The sequence below is a fragment of the Devosia sp. genome (genome assembly GCF_017744655.1).
In the GTDB taxonomy this organism is placed as follows: domain Bacteria; phylum Pseudomonadota; class Alphaproteobacteria; order Rhizobiales; family Devosiaceae; genus Devosia.
The window spans coordinates 65,159-81,960 of record NZ_JAGIAW010000007.1; the positions used below are offsets into that span (position 1 = coordinate 65,159).

Genomic DNA, 16,802 nt, shown 5'->3' on the forward strand with positions numbered 1-16,802 from the left:
GGGCGGCGCTTATGCACCAAGTGCCCGCTCTCGCACCGCATGTCATCCCGGCGAAGGCCGGGACCCATCTTGAGATTTCGGGATGGGCCCCGGCCTAAAGTCGGGGTGACAACCGTGGCTGGGACTGCATCTCACGAAAATGGGGTGCTCCCCGACCCTCTCGGCTGCCCAAGCGACCGGAATGAAAATGACTGAAACGCCATCGTCCGTTCCGGACGCCAAGCAGAACAAAAAGCGGCTTCCTCCATCGCGTGGGAGCCGCAAGACGCGCCTGACCGCCTGGCTCTTCATTGCGCCCGCGTTCCTCGCCTATGCGACCTTCGTTCTCGTGCCGCTCGGCATGAGCCTCTATTACTCGTTCCTGCGCTGGGATGGGATCGGCGAAGCGCGCTTCCATGGGCTGACCAATTACACCACCGTGCTGACCGATTCAGATCTGCTGCAGATCATTGGCAATGCCTTCCAGCTCGTGCTCTATTTCACGCTGATCCCCGTCGGCCTTGGTCTTGCCGTCGCCTCGGCCATTCGCGGCCAGATGAATGGCCGCTTCGGCATGGCGACGCGCACCATCCTTTTCCTGCCACAGGTCATTCCGCTCGTTGCGGCCGGCATCGCCTGGAGCTGGATGTTTGCATCCACCGGCCTCGTCAATCAGGCGCTGAAGGCGGTTGGGCTCTCGAGTTGGGCCAAGGGTTGGCTTGGTGACTTCGTCTGGGCTCTGCCTGCAGTGGGCATCATCGGCGCCTGGGTGCTGCTCGGCCTTTGCACCATGCTGCTCGTGACCGGCATCACCAAGATCGACGCGAGCCTTTATGAGGCTGCGCGCCTCGATGGCGCTCGCCCCTGGCATGAGTTCCGCTACATCACCCTGCCCGGACTGCGCCAGGAAATCGGCGTCTGCATTACCGTCACGGTGATCGCCGCACTCGCGAGTTTCGACATCGTCTATATCTCAACCCAGGGCGGCCCCGGGATCACCACGACTGTACCGGGCCTTGAAATCTATCGCCTTGCCTTCGCGCATCGACAGGTTGGTCTCGCCTCGGCGCTCGCCATCGTCCTCATGGTTCTGGTGCTGGTCTCTATCGCCCCGGTCCAGTGGTTCACGCGAGACAAGAAATGAAGAGCGCAACGAAAAACACCTTTCTGGCGCGCGCGCTCATCGTCCTTCTGATGGCAATCACGCTGCTGCCGTTCCTGAGCATGCTTTCGGCCGCGCTGGCGCCGCAGGGCTCCTATCCGAATGGCCTTCAATGGCCGACCGATCCGCAATGGGGTAATTTCATCAAAGCGTTCGAAGTCGCCAAGATGGACCAGTTGCTACTTTCGAGCGGCCTGATCGTCCTCGGCGTCGTGCCGCTTTCCGTGCTTGTCGCCACCATGGCCGGCTATGGCTTGGCCAAGCTGACGTCGGACAAATACAAGTGGCTTTACCTCATCTTCGTCTTTGGGCTCACTCTGCCCTTCGAAGCCGTCATCACCCCGCTCTACTATGAAGTGCGGGCCATGGGGCTGCTCAACACGCGCTTTGCGATCATCCTGCCGCTCATCGGGCTCTACATGCCGTTTGGCGTCTACTGGATGCGCGCGCATTTCCTCAACGTGCCACAGGAGATTGGCGAGGCTGCCCAGATCGATGGCGCCACGCGCTGGACCGAGTTCTGGTATGTGCAGGTGCCGCTTGCCCGGCCGGCGATCATGTCGCTGACAATTCTCCTGTTCCTCTGGACGTGGAACCAGTTCCTGCTGCCCGTTGTCTTGGTGCAGGATCCGATGCAGCGCACCATGGCCGGCGCACTGGGTGCCTTTCAGGGCCAGTGGGGCACCGATATTCCGCTTCTTTGCGCAGGATCGCTGCTGATCCTCACCCCCACCGTCATCATCTTCCTCATTTTCCAGCGCCAGTTCGTCGCCGCCCTCATGCAGGGCGCGGTCAAAGGCTGATCGGAGTTTTTCATGGCCGGATTGGCACTCAAGAATATCCAGAAGACCTATGGCGAAGTCGAAGTCATCAAGGGCGTGAACTTGTCGATCGAGGACGGCGAGTTCGTCGTTTTCGTCGGCCCTTCGGGCTGCGGCAAGTCAACCCTACTACGCATGATCGCGGGTCTCGAGGACATCACCTCGGGCGATCTCTATATCGGCGACAGGCTGTGCAACACGGTCGAACCGCGAGATCGTTCGATTGCCATGGTCTTCCAGTCCTATGCTCTTTATCCGCATATGACCGTCTACGACAATGTCGGGTTCGGCCTGATGCTGGCGAAAACGCCGAAGGACGTGCGCGACCAGAAGATCCGCGAGGCAGCCAAAATCCTGAAGATGGAGCATTTGCTGGATCGCAAACCGGGCCAACTTTCAGGCGGCCAGCGCCAGCGCGTCGCCATCGGCCGCGCCATCGTGCGCCAGCCGGAAGTGTTCCTGTTCGACGAGCCGCTATCAAACCTCGACGCCGCCCTGCGCGTCGATACACGCATGGAAATTTCCAAGCTTCACAAGACACTTGGCGCCACCATGATCTACGTGACGCACGACCAGGTCGAGGCGATGACGCTTGCTGACAAGATCGTGGTTCTCGATGCCGGCGTCGTGCAGCAGATCGGCAGCCCGATCGAGCTCTACCAGCGTCCCACCAATCTTTTCGTCGCCGGCTTTATCGGCTCGCCGAAGATGAATTTCATCTCGGTAACGGTAGAATCTGTCGATGGCAACGCCATCACCGTGGGCGGCAAGGACGTCCAGAGCCTGCGGGTTCCGGCTGCATCGGAGGGGATAATGATCGGCGATGCGTTGACACTTGGCATTCGTCCGCATGACCTTTCGCCCGCTAGCGACGGTGCCGTTGTCGGCCGCGTGAGCCTTGTCGAGCGACTGGGCAACGAAACCATCGTCAACGTCGAGCTGTCATCCGGTGCGTCGTGGCTCGTCGTGCTCGATGGAGATCAGGCACAACGGCTCGGCGAAAGCCTGGCGCTTGCTGCAGACCCGGCCAAGGCCATCCTGTTCGATGCCACGGGCAAGGCGCTGCTGCGCCCTGCCTGAGATCCATCACGGATTGGCGGGTGGAATGTCCAGTTCGCCGCCGATCTCTATGGCCTTGGTTTGCTTATCGAAAACACAGATGATGCTCTTGAGCGTGTCGGGCGCGACTTCGCCCGTCACCACCGCAAGCCCATAGCTTTCGCTGCCGAACGGATCGACGACGACCGTGACGTTGGTGAGGATTTCGCTTGTTGCGGCAACACAGCCCGCTTCGACTTCGGCAGCAAATTCTTCCCAGGCGTCGCCGGAAGATGCAAAGGCCGGCGTGACGACAAAAGCGAGAAGCGAGGTGATTGCGAGGTGTTTCAGCACGGTACTTTTCCTGTTTGAACCAACCGCCAGGAAAGCGGCAAAGACGGGCAGGATCGTGGCAGGCAAGCTCGCTCTCCGCTACTCGTGTTGACGAATTGCCGACGCGTCACGCCGGTTAAGTTGCAGCATCTTGAACATTTCGTTTCGGGCCAAGGCGCCCTGCCCCTTGCTGATGGCGGCCGCGACCCGGCTATGGCCATCCTGTGAAACAACCTCGGTGGCGCGCTGGTCGAGGCCGATCTCGTATGAGAGGCGCAGCATGGTGACGATCAACGGCCGGAGCTGGCGCATCATTCCATTCCCGGTGGCATCCAAAATAGTGATGTGAAAGCGGCAGTCGGCGGCGAACATCGCCTGCTTGTTTGCGCCTGACGCTTCCAATGCGTGGGCGGCCTGCTTGATACTTTCGACCTGATCCTTGCTCGCCCTGCTCGCTGCAAGTTCGGCGGCTGCCGGCTCTATAATGATGCGTAGCTCAGTCGTCTCGGCAAACATTGTGACCAGACGCTGATGTCCATGATCGTGCCAGGTGACGACGTCTGCATCGAGCAGGTTCCATTCCTCGACCGGTCTGACACGGGTTCCATAGCGCCTTGCCGTTCGCACCAAACCCTTGCCGGAAAGCACCTTTATGGCGTCCCGGATGGTCGCGCGACTGACCCCGAGAGAGTCCGCCAGTTCGGGCTCGGTCGGCATGACCTGCCCCGGCAAGTAGATGTCATTGGCGATCCGGCGCCCGAGCGTATCCACCGCAACTTTCGCCGCCCCCGTCGGCAGCGCCTCGCCGAGGCTGAGCGGAACCTGCAATTTCATCGTTTCTTCGGCGATCATCTTCCTGCCCATTGCCGTTTACATATGATGTAAAGGTGTGCGATGTCATCACGGGCGCTCAACCAGACCATCCGAGTTCGAGGGCGTGGGAGAAGAGACCGTTGCAAATCACGCCCACCATTAGGCACTTCCTGCCGATCTTGTCATGTCCACCCGGGGATCTTTCGTGAAGATCACCGGGATCGAAACAGTGGTCGTCAACGCCATTCACCGCAACTGGATCTTCGTGAAGGTCCGCACCAGCGATGCAGGTCTTCACGGCTGGGGCGAAGCCACGCTCGAGTGGAAGACCAAAGCCGTGCTCGGCGCGATCGAGGATTTGAGCCAGTTTGTCATCGGTGAGGATCCGCATCGTGTGGAGCATCTCGTCCAGAAGATGCAGCGCTTCAGCTTCTGGCCGCTCGGTGCCATTGGCCTGACCGCGCTTTCCGCCATCGAGCAGGCGCTATGGGACATCAAAGGCAAGGCTCTGGGCGTGCCGGTCTGGCAACTGCTCGGCGGAAAGGTGCGCGATAGCGTTCGTGTCTATACCCACCTCCTGCAGGGCCGCCAGGATCGTCCCATCGCCGACAACGACGTCTCGGCATTCTGTGACGCCGTTCAGGAAACCGTGGAGATGGGCTATACGGCGATCAAACTCGGGTTCGTACCCTATACGGGATATGATGCCCCGTTGATGGCGGTGAAGCAGACGGCGAAGCTTGCGGCCGCCGTGCGCGAGCGGGTTGGCAACCATGTCGATATCCTCACCGACTTTCACGGCCGACCCGATTCCGTTCAGGCGGCCAAGGCCTTTATCGATGTCATCGCGCCCATTAGGCCCATGTTCGTCGAAGAGCCTATCCAGCCCGGCGACCCAGAGGCATTGGCGGAACTCTCGAGGCAGGTCGATTGCCCCCTGGCGACCGGAGAGCGGCTGCTGACACCGCGGGAATATGCCGAACTGGCGCGGCTGCGCGCCGTCACCTACGTGCAGCCCGATCTCGCCCACTGCGGCGGCTTCACCGGCGGACGCCGGATTGCAGCCATCGCCGAGGCTGCGTCCATGGGCGTCATGCCGCACAATCCGATGGGGCCGGTCGCCGGTGCCGTTGCCCTGCAGTTCGCCGTGGCGACGCCGAACTTCGTCATTCAGGAAGAGGCCGTCGCGCTCGCGCCCTGGTACCGGGACATATGCCAAACCTTCCCCATCGAAAGGACGGATGGTGCCTGGCAGGTTCCGACGGCACCGGGTCTCGGCATTGAGATCGACGAAACCGAAGCCGCAAAGCATCCCTTTGCGCCGGAAATTATTCCGGCGCTCAAGGCCGTCCTGCCGGATGGCCGTATCGCAAACTGGTAGTCAACGGAGCAGAAAACCATGCGGCAAGCACTTATCGTCTGGGGCGGATGGAGCGGGCACGAGCCCGAACGCGGGGCACAGATCATCCGTGACTTCCTGACTGAAGACGGTTTCGACGTTCGCATCGAAAACTCCACCGCAGCTTTCGCCGACCCAACCATCCGGGATATCAGCGTCATCGTGCCGATCGTCACGATGAGCAAGATCGAGAAGGAAGAGGTCTCCAACCTTGTTGCCGCCGTTCAGGGCGGCGTTGGCTTGGCAGGCTACCACGGCGGCATGGCGGATGCCTTCCGCGATGCCGTCGATTACCAGTTCATGGTGGGTGGCCAGTGGGTCGCACATCCCGGCAACATCATCGACTATCATGTCGACATCACCAGGCCCGACGATCCGATCGTCAGCGGTTTTGAGCGATTTCCGTATCGCTCCGAGCAATACTACATGCACGTCGACCCTTCGAACGAAGTGTTGGCGACAACGACCTTCAGCGGCGAACACGCGTCCTGGATTGATGGCGTCGTCATGCCGGTGGTCTGGAAGCGCAAGCACGGGCTCGGTCGCGTTTTCTATTCTTCGCTCGGACATGTCGCGAGCGAATTCGAAGTGCCGCAGATGCGCGAAATTCTGCGCCGCGGCATAAACTGGGCAGCCCGCTAACCGGCACCCTCTACATCTGATTTAGACTTGACTCAGACCTCCCGGTGACAGAGGCTCCCAGTACGGGGCAACGACCCCGGGAGGAGAATTACATGATCGTCAATTTTGGCCGCCAAGCGCGGCAGCGGGGGCTTTTTGTCCTCAGCACCCTGGCGCTGTTGTCATCAGTTGTTCCAGCCAGTGCCCAGACCACCATCAAATGGCTTCACCTCGAAGCGAACCCGGATCGCCTGGCCACCTGGGAAGGCATCGCCGCCGCTTACGAAGAAGCACATCCGGATGTCAACATCGAGTTCCAGTTCCTCGAAAACGAAGCCTTCAAGGCCAAGCTACCGACGCTGCTGCAGTCCAACGAGGCCCCCTCGATGTTCTATACCTGGGGCGGCGGCGTGCTGAAGGCACAGTCCGAAACCGGCGCGATCCGCGACGTCACCGCAGCCTTTGACGCCGACGGCGGCAAATGGCGCAGTGAAGTCAGCCCGGCCGCTGTCGATGGCCTCAGCATCGACGGCAAAGTGTGGGCCGCACCCGTGCAGTCGGGCCTCGTGTCCTTCTTCTACAACAAGGAACTGTTTGAAAAGGCCGGTATCGACGCCGCCGCGATCCAGACCTGGGATGACTTCACGGCCGCGGTGCAGAAGCTCAAGGATGCCGGGATCACCCCGATTGCCGGTGGCGGTGGCGACAAGTGGCCGATCCACTTCTTCTGGAGCTATCTCGCGATGCGCGAGCTCGGCCAGGACGGTTTTGCTGCTGCCAAGGGTGGCGAAGGCTTCCAGGGTGAGGGCTTCCTCAAAGCCAGCCAGATGCTGGCAGACCTGGGCGCCATGGAGCCGTTCCAGGAAGGCTATCTTGGCGCAACTTGGCCCGATACCCAGGCCGTGTTTGCCGACGGCCGCGCTGCCATCGTGCTGAGCTTTGAAAACACCGCAACGCCGCAGAACCAAGCCAATGCCGCAACCGACGGCAAGGGTCTTGCCTCGGACAATATTGGCCGCTTTGCCTTCCCGGTCATCGATGGCGGCGCAGGCCTCATCACCGATGACTTCGGCGGCCTCAATGGCTGGGTGGTCACCAAGGACGCACCGGCCGAAACCGAAGACTTCATCCACTTCCTGACCGTGGAAAATGCCGGTCTTCTCGCCGAGAAGAACAACATTCTCCCAACCGCCGTCGGTTCGGACGCCAGCGTCAAGGATGCAAGCCTTGCCGATAGCGCCGCCCAGATGGCCAAAGCCACCTGGCACCAGAACTATCTCGACCAGGACCTCGGCCCCAATGTCGGCCGCGTGGTCAATGACATGTCTGTTGAACTCGTGTCGGGCGGCGTGACGCCGGAAGATGCGCTGCAGCAGATCCAAGACGCCTTCTCGATGGAAATGTAGTCTATGGCGGGCGCTGTGGCGCCCGCCTCTTCCACCTGAGGAGGCCCACTTGAGTCAGATCGCTCCCGCTCTGGAAGCTGCGCCGACGGCGGTGTTGCACACGCGCCGCCGTCGCGGCGTGCGCGGCAAATGGCCGATCATTGTGCTGTTCCTGCCGCCTGCCTTGGTGCTGTTCACGCTGTTCGTGATCCTGCCCATGGGGGAAGCCGCTTGGTATTCCTTCTACAACTGGAACGGCTATGGCCTGCCGACCGAGTGGATCGGATTCAAGAACTACGAACTGATCTTCAAGCAGAGCGCGTTCCGCAATGCCCTAATCAACAATGGCCTGATCATCGTCGTCTCGATCTGCGTGCAGATTCCATTGGCGTTGTGGCTCGCCACCATGGTGACCAAGAGCATCAAGGGCGCGGTCGTCTTCCGCCTGATCTTCTTCTTACCATACGTGCTCGCCGACGTGGCCGCCGGCATGATCTGGCGCTTCGTTTATGACGGCGAATTTGGCCTCGTCGCCAATATCTACGAATTCTTCGGACAGAACGCCCCCTTCTGGCTGGCTGACAAGAATGTCGCCTTCTCGGCCGTCTTGGGCGTGATCGTCTGGAAGTATTTTGGCTTCCACATGATGCTATTCATCGCCGGACTCCAGGCCATCGACAAATCGGTGCTGGAAGCTGCCGATATCGACGGCGCGACCGGCTGGCAGAAGTTCTTTAAGGTCACCCTGCCGCTTCTGGGTTCGACCGTGCGCCTCTCGGTGTTCTTCGCCGTCGTCGGCTCGCTGCAGCTCTTCGACATGATCATGCCGCTGACCGGTGGCGGGCCATCGAACTCGACCCAGACGCTCGTGACCTTCCTATACAGTTTCGGCGTCATGCGCATGCAGGTCGGTTTCGGCTCGGCGGTGGGCGTCGTGCTTTTCGTTATCTGCGTGACCCTGGCTTTCAGCTACAAACGGATCTTCATGCGAAATGACTGACACGGCAGAACCGATCGATGCTGCGACGGCCAATAGCGGCGGGCGGAGCCTACGCTTCGGCACCAAGGCGTATCTTTATGCTTCGCTGCTGATCGTGGCTGCGATCATCATCATTCCGCTCATCACGACAGCGCTCGGCGGCTTCAAGACGCTCGGCGAATTGCGCGGCAACGCCTTCGGCCTGCCCTCGACCTGGATGTGGTCCAACTACGGCGACATCCTTATGAGTCATAGATACTGGCTGCAGATGGGCAATTCGCTGCTCATCGCCGGTCTGACCGTCTTCCTGGTGCTGGCACTCTCGGCCATGGCCGCTTTCGTCTTTGCCCATGTGCGCTTCTTCGGCAGCCAGTTCCTGCTCAACTATTTCCTCATCGGGCTGATGTTTCCGGCAGCGACCGCTATCCTGCCGCTCTTCATCCGCATTCGCGATCTGGGGCTGCTCGACACCTATTGGGGCGTGGTGCTGCCGCAGGTGGCGTTCGGTCTGGGGATGAGCATCCTCTTGTTCCGCAACTATTTCCGGGGCCTGCCGAGCGAATTGTTCGATGCCGCCTTCGTCGATGGCGCGGGGTATTTCCGCTTCTTCTGGCACATCGCGCTGCCTCTGAGCCGACCCATCATCGCCACCGTCGGCATCATCTCGTTTGTCGGGAGCTGGAACAGCTACATCCTGCCGCTGATCATGCTCAACACGGAGTCCCGCTATCCATGGCCGCTCGGCATCATGGTCTATCGCGGCGAATTCTCGACGGACTGGCAGCTCATTCTCGCCTTCATCACGCTCACGATCACCCCGACCATCGTGGTGTTCTTTGCGGCGCAGAAACACATCATTGCCGGCCTGACCGCCGGCGCCGTCAAATAGGAGGCTCACCATGGCTGGGCTTGAACTGCGCAATGTTGCCAAGAGCTATGGACCGGTAAAGGTCATCGAGGGGATCAATCTCTCGATCGGCGACGGCGAATTCGTCGCCCTTGTCGGCCCCTCGGGCTGCGGCAAATCCACCATCTTGCGCATGATTGCGGGGCTCGAAGACATCACCGGCGGCCAGATCGCCATCGGCAGCGAGGTGGTCAACGACCTGACGCCCAAGGAACGCAACATCGCCATGGTGTTCCAGAGCTATGCGCTCTATCCCCACATGAACGTCTATCGCAACATGGCCTTCAATCTAGAGCTTGCGGGCAAGCCCAAGGCCGAAATCGACCGGCGCGTGCGCGAGGCGGCGCGGATGCTCGAACTCGAACCGCTGCTCGACCGCAAGCCGAGCCAGCTTTCGGGCGGCCAGCGCCAGCGCGTAGCCATGGGCCGCGCTGTAGTGCGCGATCCGTCCGTGTTCCTTTTTGACGAGCCGCTGTCCAACCTCGACGCCAAGCTGCGCGTGCAGATGCGTTCGGAAATCAAGGCGCTGCACAAGAAGGTGGGCGTGACGTCGGTTTACGTCACACACGACCAGGTCGAGGCCATGACATTGGCCGACCGCGTGGTCGTGCTCGACCGAGGCGTCATTCAACAGGCCGGCTCGCCGATGGAACTCTATAGGGAACCCGCCAATACCTTTGTTGCCGGCTTCATCGGCTCTCCAGCCATGAATTTGTTTCAGGCCACCATCCGCGGCAACACCGCACAGATGGCCGATGGTACCACCTTTGCCTTTGAGCCCGACGGCGGCGCGAGCGATGGAACAGCGGTAACCGTCGGCGTGCGTCCGGAGCATTTCCAGCGCCAGAAGACCGACACCGCGCTGACGGGCACGGTCAGCTTCGTGGAGCCCACGGGTGGGCTGACTTTCGTTACGCTGGACGTTGCTGGCGTGCCTGTCGTCGTAACGACTAATGGCGAAGACATGATCAGGACGGGTGATTCACTGACTGTCTATGTGCCGTCCAAAAATGTCTACGTCTTCGATAGCGGTGGACGTCGCGTAAGCAGAAACTAAGGCGGCCAACGACCTTCGTTGCACCAGTAGACGGTGAGTGTTGCGCCGCAGTCGATTTGCCATGAGCCTCCGCTTTACAACGGAGACGCCCACCAAGGCGGCATCCCGCAGACTAGCCAGGCCTGAGGACCCGCAGGCCGGATGACCAGCACGTTGAAAGATTGCGCCCCCAAATGTCCCTGAACCAATCCACGCCGAACGAAAAAAAGCTCTATACGACGCTGGGGCCGCTGCGCTCCGATCAACTCGGGATGATCCTGCCGCACGAGCACGTGTTTGTGGATCTGCGTACGCCCGACCAGCCGGGCTACGCCCAAGCTGATGTTGGGGAGGTTCTCGCACTCATGGTGCCACAGATCGAGGCGATCAAGGCGCTTGGTGTGACCGCGCTGATAGAGTGCTCCACCGGCGGCGTAGGCAGGCGCGCGGACTTTGATCTGGCGGTGAGCAAAGTTACCAACTTTCCTATCGTCGTTCCCACCGGAATCTACCGCGAGCCCTGGATTCCCTCCTGGGTGCGCGATGCCGCGGACGCGGAACTCGAGACATGGATGCTCGACGAGTTGCAGCGAGAAATTGAAGCAACTGGTTTTCAAGCAGGTTGGATCAAGTTGAGCGCCGGAGATGACGGGATCACGCCACTCGAAGCACGTATCCTCCGCGCCGCCGCCAGGGTCTCTGCTGCCACCGGAGCGTTGATCGGCAGCCACACCATCCGCAGTCGCGTGGTGATGGACCAGCTCGATATTATCGAACGTGAGGGCGGACGCTGCGACCGTTTTCTTTCAATCCACACACAGGCCGAACCAGACTGGGCGTTGCACCGGGCCATCGCGGCACGCGGGGCCTGGATTGAATATGACAATGTCGGCGCGGTCCCCGTTGCCGAAACGGCCGATCTGATCCTGCGCGCGCTCGATGCGGGCCTCACGGATCAATTGCTGATCAGCCATGATCGAGGGTGGTTTGACCCCGCCCTGCCCCGTGGCGGCTCGCCTAAACCCTATACCGTCCTCAACCTTGAATTGTTGCCGCTTCTCGCACAGCGTGGTGTGGATCAGGCAACCCTCAAGGGGCTCACGCACACCAATCCCTTTGCAGCTTTTGCGCGACCCTGAGGTCGAGCCCACTCTTATCAGAACGAGGACGGTGGAAGATGGATTATCGCAGGCTCGGCAACACTGGTTCGGTCGTTTCGGCCTATTGCCTCGGAACCATGACCTTCGGCGCAGAGTCGGACGAGACAACCTCGTTTCGGTTGATGGACAACTACGTTGAGGCAGGCGGAAATTTCATCGATACCGCCAACGTTTATGGCGCTGGCTTGTCCGAGGAAATTGTTGGTCGGTGGTTGAAAGGCAAGCCACTGCGGAATCTTGTGATCACCACCAAAGGTCGGTTTCCGATGGGTGATGGGCCAAATCACTTGGGGCTTTCGCGCAAGAATCTACGCGAAGCGCTCGATGCTTCGCTGAAGCGTCTCCAGGTCGAACATATCGATCTATATCAGATGCATGCCTTCGACGCCCTGACGCCACTGGACGAAACTCTTCGCTTTCTCGACGACGCGATCAGCAGCGGGAAGATCGCCTATTATGGCCTTTCGAATTTCCTTGGCTGGCAGTTGACCAAGGCCGTCTGGCAAGCCAGAGCCGGAGGCTATCAGCCGCCCGTCTCGCTGCAGCCCCAATACAATCTGCTCGTGCGCGATATAGAGCATGAGATCATTCCTGCGGCGCAGGATGCCGGCATAGGCCTCTTGCCGTGGTCGCCGCTTGGCGGTGGTTGGCTGAGCGGGAAATACAAGCGCGATGAGATGCCAACGGGTGCCTCACGACTTGGGGAAAATCCCAAGCGTGGCATGGAAGCGTTCGACAAGCGCAACGGCAACGCAGCAACCTGGGAAGTCATTGGTGCAGTCGAGGAAATCGCAGCAGCCCGCGGGGCAACAATGGCGCAGGTGGCACTTGCCTGGGTTGCCGCGCAGCCCGCAGTGACTTCGGTCATTCTCGGGGCCAGGACGACCGACCAACTGGCGGATAACCTCGGTGCCTCCGAGCTGTCGTTGACACCCGATGAAATCGCGACGCTAAGTGCGGTCAGCAAACCAAGAATGTCTGACTACCCCTATGGCGAAGGCGGTGTGAATCAACGGCACCGGAAACTTGAGGGTGGACGGTAAAGGCGCGACAAATGGCGCAGCCGGCTGCTCCGGGCTGGAATAACAGCCAGGGGTTGGACGTCGCCGTGCCCCCCTGCCCTTTCCCTTTCGCTCATTCCTCCATCGTGGTGGTTACCGGCTGACCCGCGGCTAGCATTGCCGATTGAGCGCGTCCCGCCCAGTGCAGGACGCATTCCTGTGCCCGGTCGGAGTGCAGTGTTATGGTCAGCGGCCGCAGGTCTCGCCATTCCATATCGATCGTGATGCCGCCCCGCGCACGAATGCCGCGAATTGATCCCGAATGCCATGCGCTCGGCAGCGCCGGCAGCAGGTCTATATAGCCCGGATGCGACTGCACCAGCATTTCCAGAATGCCGGCTGCTCCGCCAAAATTGCCGTCGATCTGGAATGGCGGATGGGCGTCGAAGAGGTTTTTGTAGCTTCGCTCGGGGCTGAGCAGCAACTTGAGGACGTCATGGGCATGATCTCCCTCGCCGAGCCGCGCCCAGAGATTGATGCGCCAGGCGATAGCCCAGCCGATCGCGTCGTCGCCACGCATTTCCAGCGATCGTCTTGCCGCCGCGGCGACTTCTGGGGTCGCGTTCTTGTCAATCTGTTGGCTTGGATAAAGACCGTAGAGATGGGAGACGTGGCGGTGGTTTATTTCCGGAGCGTCTAGATCCCAATCGTCCCGCCATTCCTGCAATTGTCCGCCACGCCCTATCCGATCAGCGGCCAATCGATCTCTGGCTGATCGAACCTCGTCTTCAAGCGCGCCGGCAACGCCGGCCGCTGCCAATGCCGAAAGATAGGCATCGAACAGATCGCGCAGAATCTGGTTGTCCATGGTCGGGCCAGCGCAAAGCGAGGCGCCCATGGGATGGACATTCTCCGGCGAAACCGATGGAACCGTGACAAGCAGGTCTGTTCCCGGGAGGGGTTGGAGCGTGTCGAGGAAAAAGCCCACCGCCCCTTCGATGACCGGCAACAGCGTCGGTGCCATCTCCTTGGTCTGGCCGTCGTATACCGCGTGATCCCAGGCCTGTACACAGAGCCAGGCGCCGCCTGTCGGCCACAAACCCCACTGCGCGCCATCAATTGGTCCGGTGGCGCGCCAGAGGTCAGTGTTATGATGCAGTACCCAGCCTCGCGCGCCGTAGTGGAAGCGAGCCATCTCCGCTCCGGACTTTGAAACGTCCCTCAGCATGTCGAGGAACGGCTCAAAGCACTCCGCGAGGTTCGCCGGGTCGGGCAGCCAGTAATTCATTTGAACGTTGATATTGGCGGTGTATTTGCTGCCCCAAGGTGGCCGGGTGGATCGGTTTCAGATGCCCTGGAGGTTTGCCGGCTGAGTGCCCGGCCGGCTCGAACTGATCATCAGATACCGGCCATACTGGACATAGAATGCGGCCAGCCCGGGATCGCCGCCACTGACGAAGCGCACGATGCGTTCATCGGTCGGCACATCGAGCGTTTCCGGGCCCAGATCGATCGACATCCTGTCAAAGAGTTTCCGATGCGCCGCGATATGGTCGGCACGCATCGTTTCATAATCCTTCCACCGTGCGGCCGATCGCGACGCAAGCGCCGCGTCCACGTCGTCACTCACATCATCGAAGCGGCGGAAGGAGGTTGCGATATCAAGGACAAGCACCGCGGATGTCGCGCCGCGAACCACGAGGCGACGACCACGCCGTTCCGAAAGGCCGCCATCCAGCCCCAGCGAGAGGCCGATCCCGAATTTGAGAGCGCCAGCGATGCCCTGCTCGCCAAAATTGGTACCGCGATAGTCTAGCGTGACCGCGTCGCCGGCGAGCATCTCACCGGGTTGCGGGCTGTCGAGCCAGGTTTCGAACGAAAGCATGCCTGGGCGCGAACTGGTGAGCCGCACCACCAGCACGTCGTCTGCGGCAGAAACGAAACATTCGCGCGTGAAGACCGCCGCGTCCTCGCTAATCCCCGTGCCCATGAGCCTATAGCTGGTGGTCGTCACGGCGGTCTCGAGGTCCAGTTCTCGCCGGTAGCTGCCTGGAATGGCTTCATGCTGGAAATCGAGGAGGTTTCCAGCAGATTGATAACTCATCTGTACGAGCGGCCTCGCCATCAGGCGCTCATTGGCCAGGGTCTCGGCTTCGGCATATCTGCCCGCCAGCACCAGTTCCCTCACCCGCGGCAAGTGTGCCAGCGCATCCGGATTCGTAGGCTGATAGGGTCCACCGGACCACAGGGTCGACTCGTTGAGCTGGAGGTTTTCGAGCCCGACGCCGCCATGCACCATGGCGCCGAGCCTGCCATTGCCGATGGGGAGGGCATCCGTCCACTCGATCGCCGGCTGCCGGTACCAAAGTTTCAGCGCTGTCATCTTGGCCTCGTGACGAAAAGAGCAGGTCGCGTGCGCGGTATGCGCACGCGACCAATGTTCAGGGCCGGAAGCACCAGGGACTGCGACCGGCCTGAGATTGCTATTTCGCCGAAGCGTCGTAGCCGGTCTGGTAAAGTTCGAGATACCGGGTGAGGCCCAGGCCTTCGATATCGGCCAGGTAGGCCGCCCACGCCCCATCGTCATTGATGTCACGCTGCCCGGTGACGAATTCGGCATTGGCTTGGGTGACATAGTTCTGAAGATTCACCTGCAGCTGAGCCAGTTCGTCGGCCGTGGCAGGATCGGTCCAGATGTTCCAGTAAGGGAACAGCTGGTCGGCCGGGTACTTGCCTTCATAGAGCAACGTTGCCTCGAACAGACGCCGCTCGAAGCCGGCCGGCTCGTAGATCTCGTTGGGCTGGACCTGGCCGCCGCGCCATTCCTTGTCGCTAAAATACTGGCCCATGGCGCCCCATGCCGCATTGGTCGGCGGCGCGTTGGGATCGACCGGGAGCTGGTTGTAAAGCGGCGGATAGTCAGGATCGAGCGCGAGATCGCCTTCGACGGGACGCAACCACTGTTCCCCTTCCTTGCCATATTCAGCGCCCGCGTGACCTTCCATGGTGAACATGTAGTCCACGATCTTGATGGCCGCGATCTGCTGTTCTTCGGTCGCCTTGTTGGTGATGACAAAGGCTGCGCCGGGCATGCTGGCGAGGTTATAGGAGGTATAGGCGAGGCCCTCGGGGCCGGCGAGCGGCGGCACCGGATCATAGTTCTTGTCGCGTCCGTCCGTCTGTCCGACGGTGACGAACAGAGCCGGATGCTGGGCCGTGGCGCTGCCGATGATGACGGCTTCAGCATTGTTGCCGAGAGCCTGCGAAGCCTCGCGGTTCTGCGTGAAGGCGCCCGGGTCGATTAGTCCCTCCTTGTAGAGGTCCGCGAGATAGGCGAGGCCATCGCGCCAGCCATCCTGCACGGCCTGGAACTGTACCTTGTCGCCGTTGAGCGCGAGCATCATCGGCGACGATGTGCCGCGTGGATCGTATTCAAACGAGCCCATGAAATAGGGAACGAGCTTGTCGACGGTATTGGCGGAGAGCGGAATTTCGTCGGCGCGGCCATTGCCGTTTGGATCGCCGTTCTTGAACGCAAGCAGCACGTCTTTGAATTCGGCGGTCGTCGTCGGCATTTCGAGGCCGAGCTTCTTCAACCAGTCGGTATTGATCCAGAACTTTGACGAATAGGAGCAGTGGAAGCAGTCGTTCCACTGCGGCAGGCCGTAGATGTTCCCGTCTGGGGCCGTGGCCAGTTTGAGGAATTCAGGCTCCTTTTCGAAGGCCGCCTGGATGTTTGGCGCATGCTGGGCGATCAGGTCGTTGAGCGGAATGATCAGGCCCTGCTGGCCGTATTTGATGAGCTCGGCCTGGCTGAACTGGTCGACCCAGTTGATCAGCATGAAAGTCTCGGGATAGTCCCCGCTGGCGAGCGAAATCTGCCGCTTTTCGGACGCTGCGGTCCCATCGTAGCCGGTGGTCTCGAAATTGAGATCGACGTTGAACTTGCTCTCGACCTCGGTGGTGAACCAGGCACTGTTGAGGTCCATGGTCGCGGTCTGCGGCGCGAACACGCCGATGCTGGTCTGCGCCATCGCCAGCGATGGCGTGAAGGCCGTGGTGGCCAGAAGCAAGGTAGTGGCCAGAGGGCCCTTCAGGTTGAAACGCATCAATATCTCCTCGTTATGTGCGTGTCTCGCCGGGGGCCTCCCCGCCCCCGGAAGTCTTT

The 16,802-nt window shown here is 60.8% G+C and carries 16 protein-coding genes; 11 read left to right on the forward strand and 5 right to left on the reverse strand.

What is annotated here, in order from left to right:
* Nucleotides 1–187 precede the first annotated feature (187 nt).
* Genes J7557_RS14035 through J7557_RS14045 form a run of 3 tightly spaced genes read left to right on the forward strand, consistent with a single transcriptional unit; the run spans nt 188 to nt 3,042 of the window.
* Complete coding sequence (locus J7557_RS14035) at nt 188–1,123, forward strand: carbohydrate ABC transporter permease (protein WP_291420681.1); 936 nt, start codon at nt 188–190, stop codon at nt 1,121–1,123.
* Complete coding sequence (locus J7557_RS14040; protein WP_291420682.1) at nt 1,120–1,944, forward strand: carbohydrate ABC transporter permease; 825 nt, start codon at nt 1,120–1,122, stop codon at nt 1,942–1,944. The genes J7557_RS14035 and J7557_RS14040 overlap by 4 nt, the downstream gene beginning before the upstream one ends.
* Before the next feature lie 12 nt (nt 1,945–1,956).
* Entirely contained in the window at nt 1,957–3,042 is a 1,086-nt protein-coding gene (locus J7557_RS14045) for an ABC transporter ATP-binding protein (RefSeq protein WP_291420683.1), read from the forward strand.
* Nucleotides 3,043–3,048: 6 nt separating this feature from the next.
* On the opposite strand, the gene J7557_RS14050 is transcribed toward J7557_RS14045, so the two are convergent.
* Both J7557_RS14050 and J7557_RS14055 read right to left on the reverse strand, forming a co-directional pair.
* Complete coding sequence (locus J7557_RS14050; protein ID WP_291420684.1) at nt 3,049–3,420, reverse strand: hypothetical protein; 372 nt, start codon at nt 3,418–3,420, stop codon at nt 3,049–3,051.
* A 12-nt stretch (nt 3,421–3,432) separates the two neighbouring features.
* Nucleotides 3,433–4,185, reverse strand: coding sequence for a FadR/GntR family transcriptional regulator (locus tag J7557_RS14055; protein WP_291420685.1), 753 nt, complete (start codon nt 4,183–4,185; stop codon nt 3,433–3,435).
* Nucleotides 4,186–4,351: 166 nt separating this feature from the next.
* Here J7557_RS14055 and J7557_RS14060 point away from each other — a divergent pair, with 166 nt between their 5' ends.
* The 8 genes from J7557_RS14060 (at nt 4,352) to J7557_RS14095 (ending at nt 12,676) form a co-directional block, all read left to right on the forward strand.
* Nucleotides 4,352–5,527 carry an enolase C-terminal domain-like protein gene (locus J7557_RS14060; protein WP_291420686.1) on the forward strand — a complete coding sequence of 392 codons (1,176 nt, stop codon included), beginning with the start codon at nt 4,352–4,354 and terminating at the stop codon, nt 5,525–5,527.
* A gap of 18 nt (nt 5,528–5,545) precedes the next feature.
* Nucleotides 5,546–6,187 carry a ThuA domain-containing protein gene (locus tag J7557_RS14065; protein ID WP_291420687.1) on the forward strand — a complete coding sequence of 214 codons (642 nt, stop codon included), beginning with the start codon at nt 5,546–5,548 and terminating at the stop codon, nt 6,185–6,187.
* Nucleotides 6,188–6,279: 92 nt separating this feature from the next.
* Nucleotides 6,280–7,572 carry an extracellular solute-binding protein gene (locus J7557_RS14070; RefSeq protein WP_291420688.1) on the forward strand — a complete coding sequence of 431 codons (1,293 nt, stop codon included), beginning with the start codon at nt 6,280–6,282 and terminating at the stop codon, nt 7,570–7,572.
* A gap of 91 nt (nt 7,573–7,663) precedes the next feature.
* A complete protein-coding gene (locus J7557_RS14075) occupies nt 7,664–8,551 on the forward strand; it encodes a carbohydrate ABC transporter permease (RefSeq protein ID WP_291420966.1) in 888 nt (295 codons plus the stop codon).
* Nucleotides 8,544–9,419 (forward strand): carbohydrate ABC transporter permease, encoded by an 876-nt coding sequence (locus J7557_RS14080; RefSeq protein WP_291420689.1) that lies wholly within the window; start codon nt 8,544–8,546, stop codon nt 9,417–9,419. Before J7557_RS14075 ends, J7557_RS14080 begins: the two co-directional genes overlap by 8 nt.
* A gap of 10 nt (nt 9,420–9,429) precedes the next feature.
* Nucleotides 9,430–10,494: an ABC transporter ATP-binding protein gene (locus J7557_RS14085; protein ID WP_291420690.1), complete on the forward strand. Its 1,065-nt coding sequence runs from the start codon at nt 9,430–9,432 to the stop codon at nt 10,492–10,494.
* A gap of 173 nt (nt 10,495–10,667) precedes the next feature.
* The gene (locus J7557_RS14090; protein WP_291420691.1) at nt 10,668–11,612 is read left to right on the forward strand and encodes an esterase; all 945 of its coding nucleotides are present in this window, start codon (nt 10,668–10,670) and stop codon (nt 11,610–11,612) included.
* Nucleotides 11,613–11,650: 38 nt separating this feature from the next.
* Nucleotides 11,651–12,676: an aldo/keto reductase gene (locus tag J7557_RS14095; protein WP_291420692.1), complete on the forward strand. Its 1,026-nt coding sequence runs from the start codon at nt 11,651–11,653 to the stop codon at nt 12,674–12,676.
* 91 nt (nt 12,677–12,767) lie between these two features.
* Here J7557_RS14095 and J7557_RS14100 read toward each other — a convergent pair whose 3' ends face one another.
* From J7557_RS14100 to J7557_RS14110, 3 genes are all read right to left on the reverse strand, one after another.
* Nucleotides 12,768–13,922: a glycoside hydrolase family 95-like protein gene (locus tag J7557_RS14100; RefSeq protein WP_291420693.1), complete on the reverse strand. Its 1,155-nt coding sequence runs from the start codon at nt 13,920–13,922 to the stop codon at nt 12,768–12,770.
* Between the two features lie 57 nt (nt 13,923–13,979).
* A complete protein-coding gene (locus J7557_RS14105; RefSeq protein ID WP_291420694.1) occupies nt 13,980–15,017 on the reverse strand; it encodes a glycoside hydrolase family 95 protein in 1,038 nt (345 codons plus the stop codon).
* A 100-nt stretch (nt 15,018–15,117) separates the two neighbouring features.
* Complete coding sequence (locus J7557_RS14110; protein WP_291420695.1) at nt 15,118–16,743, reverse strand: extracellular solute-binding protein; 1,626 nt, start codon at nt 16,741–16,743, stop codon at nt 15,118–15,120.
* Nucleotides 16,744–16,802: the final 59 nt, after the last annotated feature.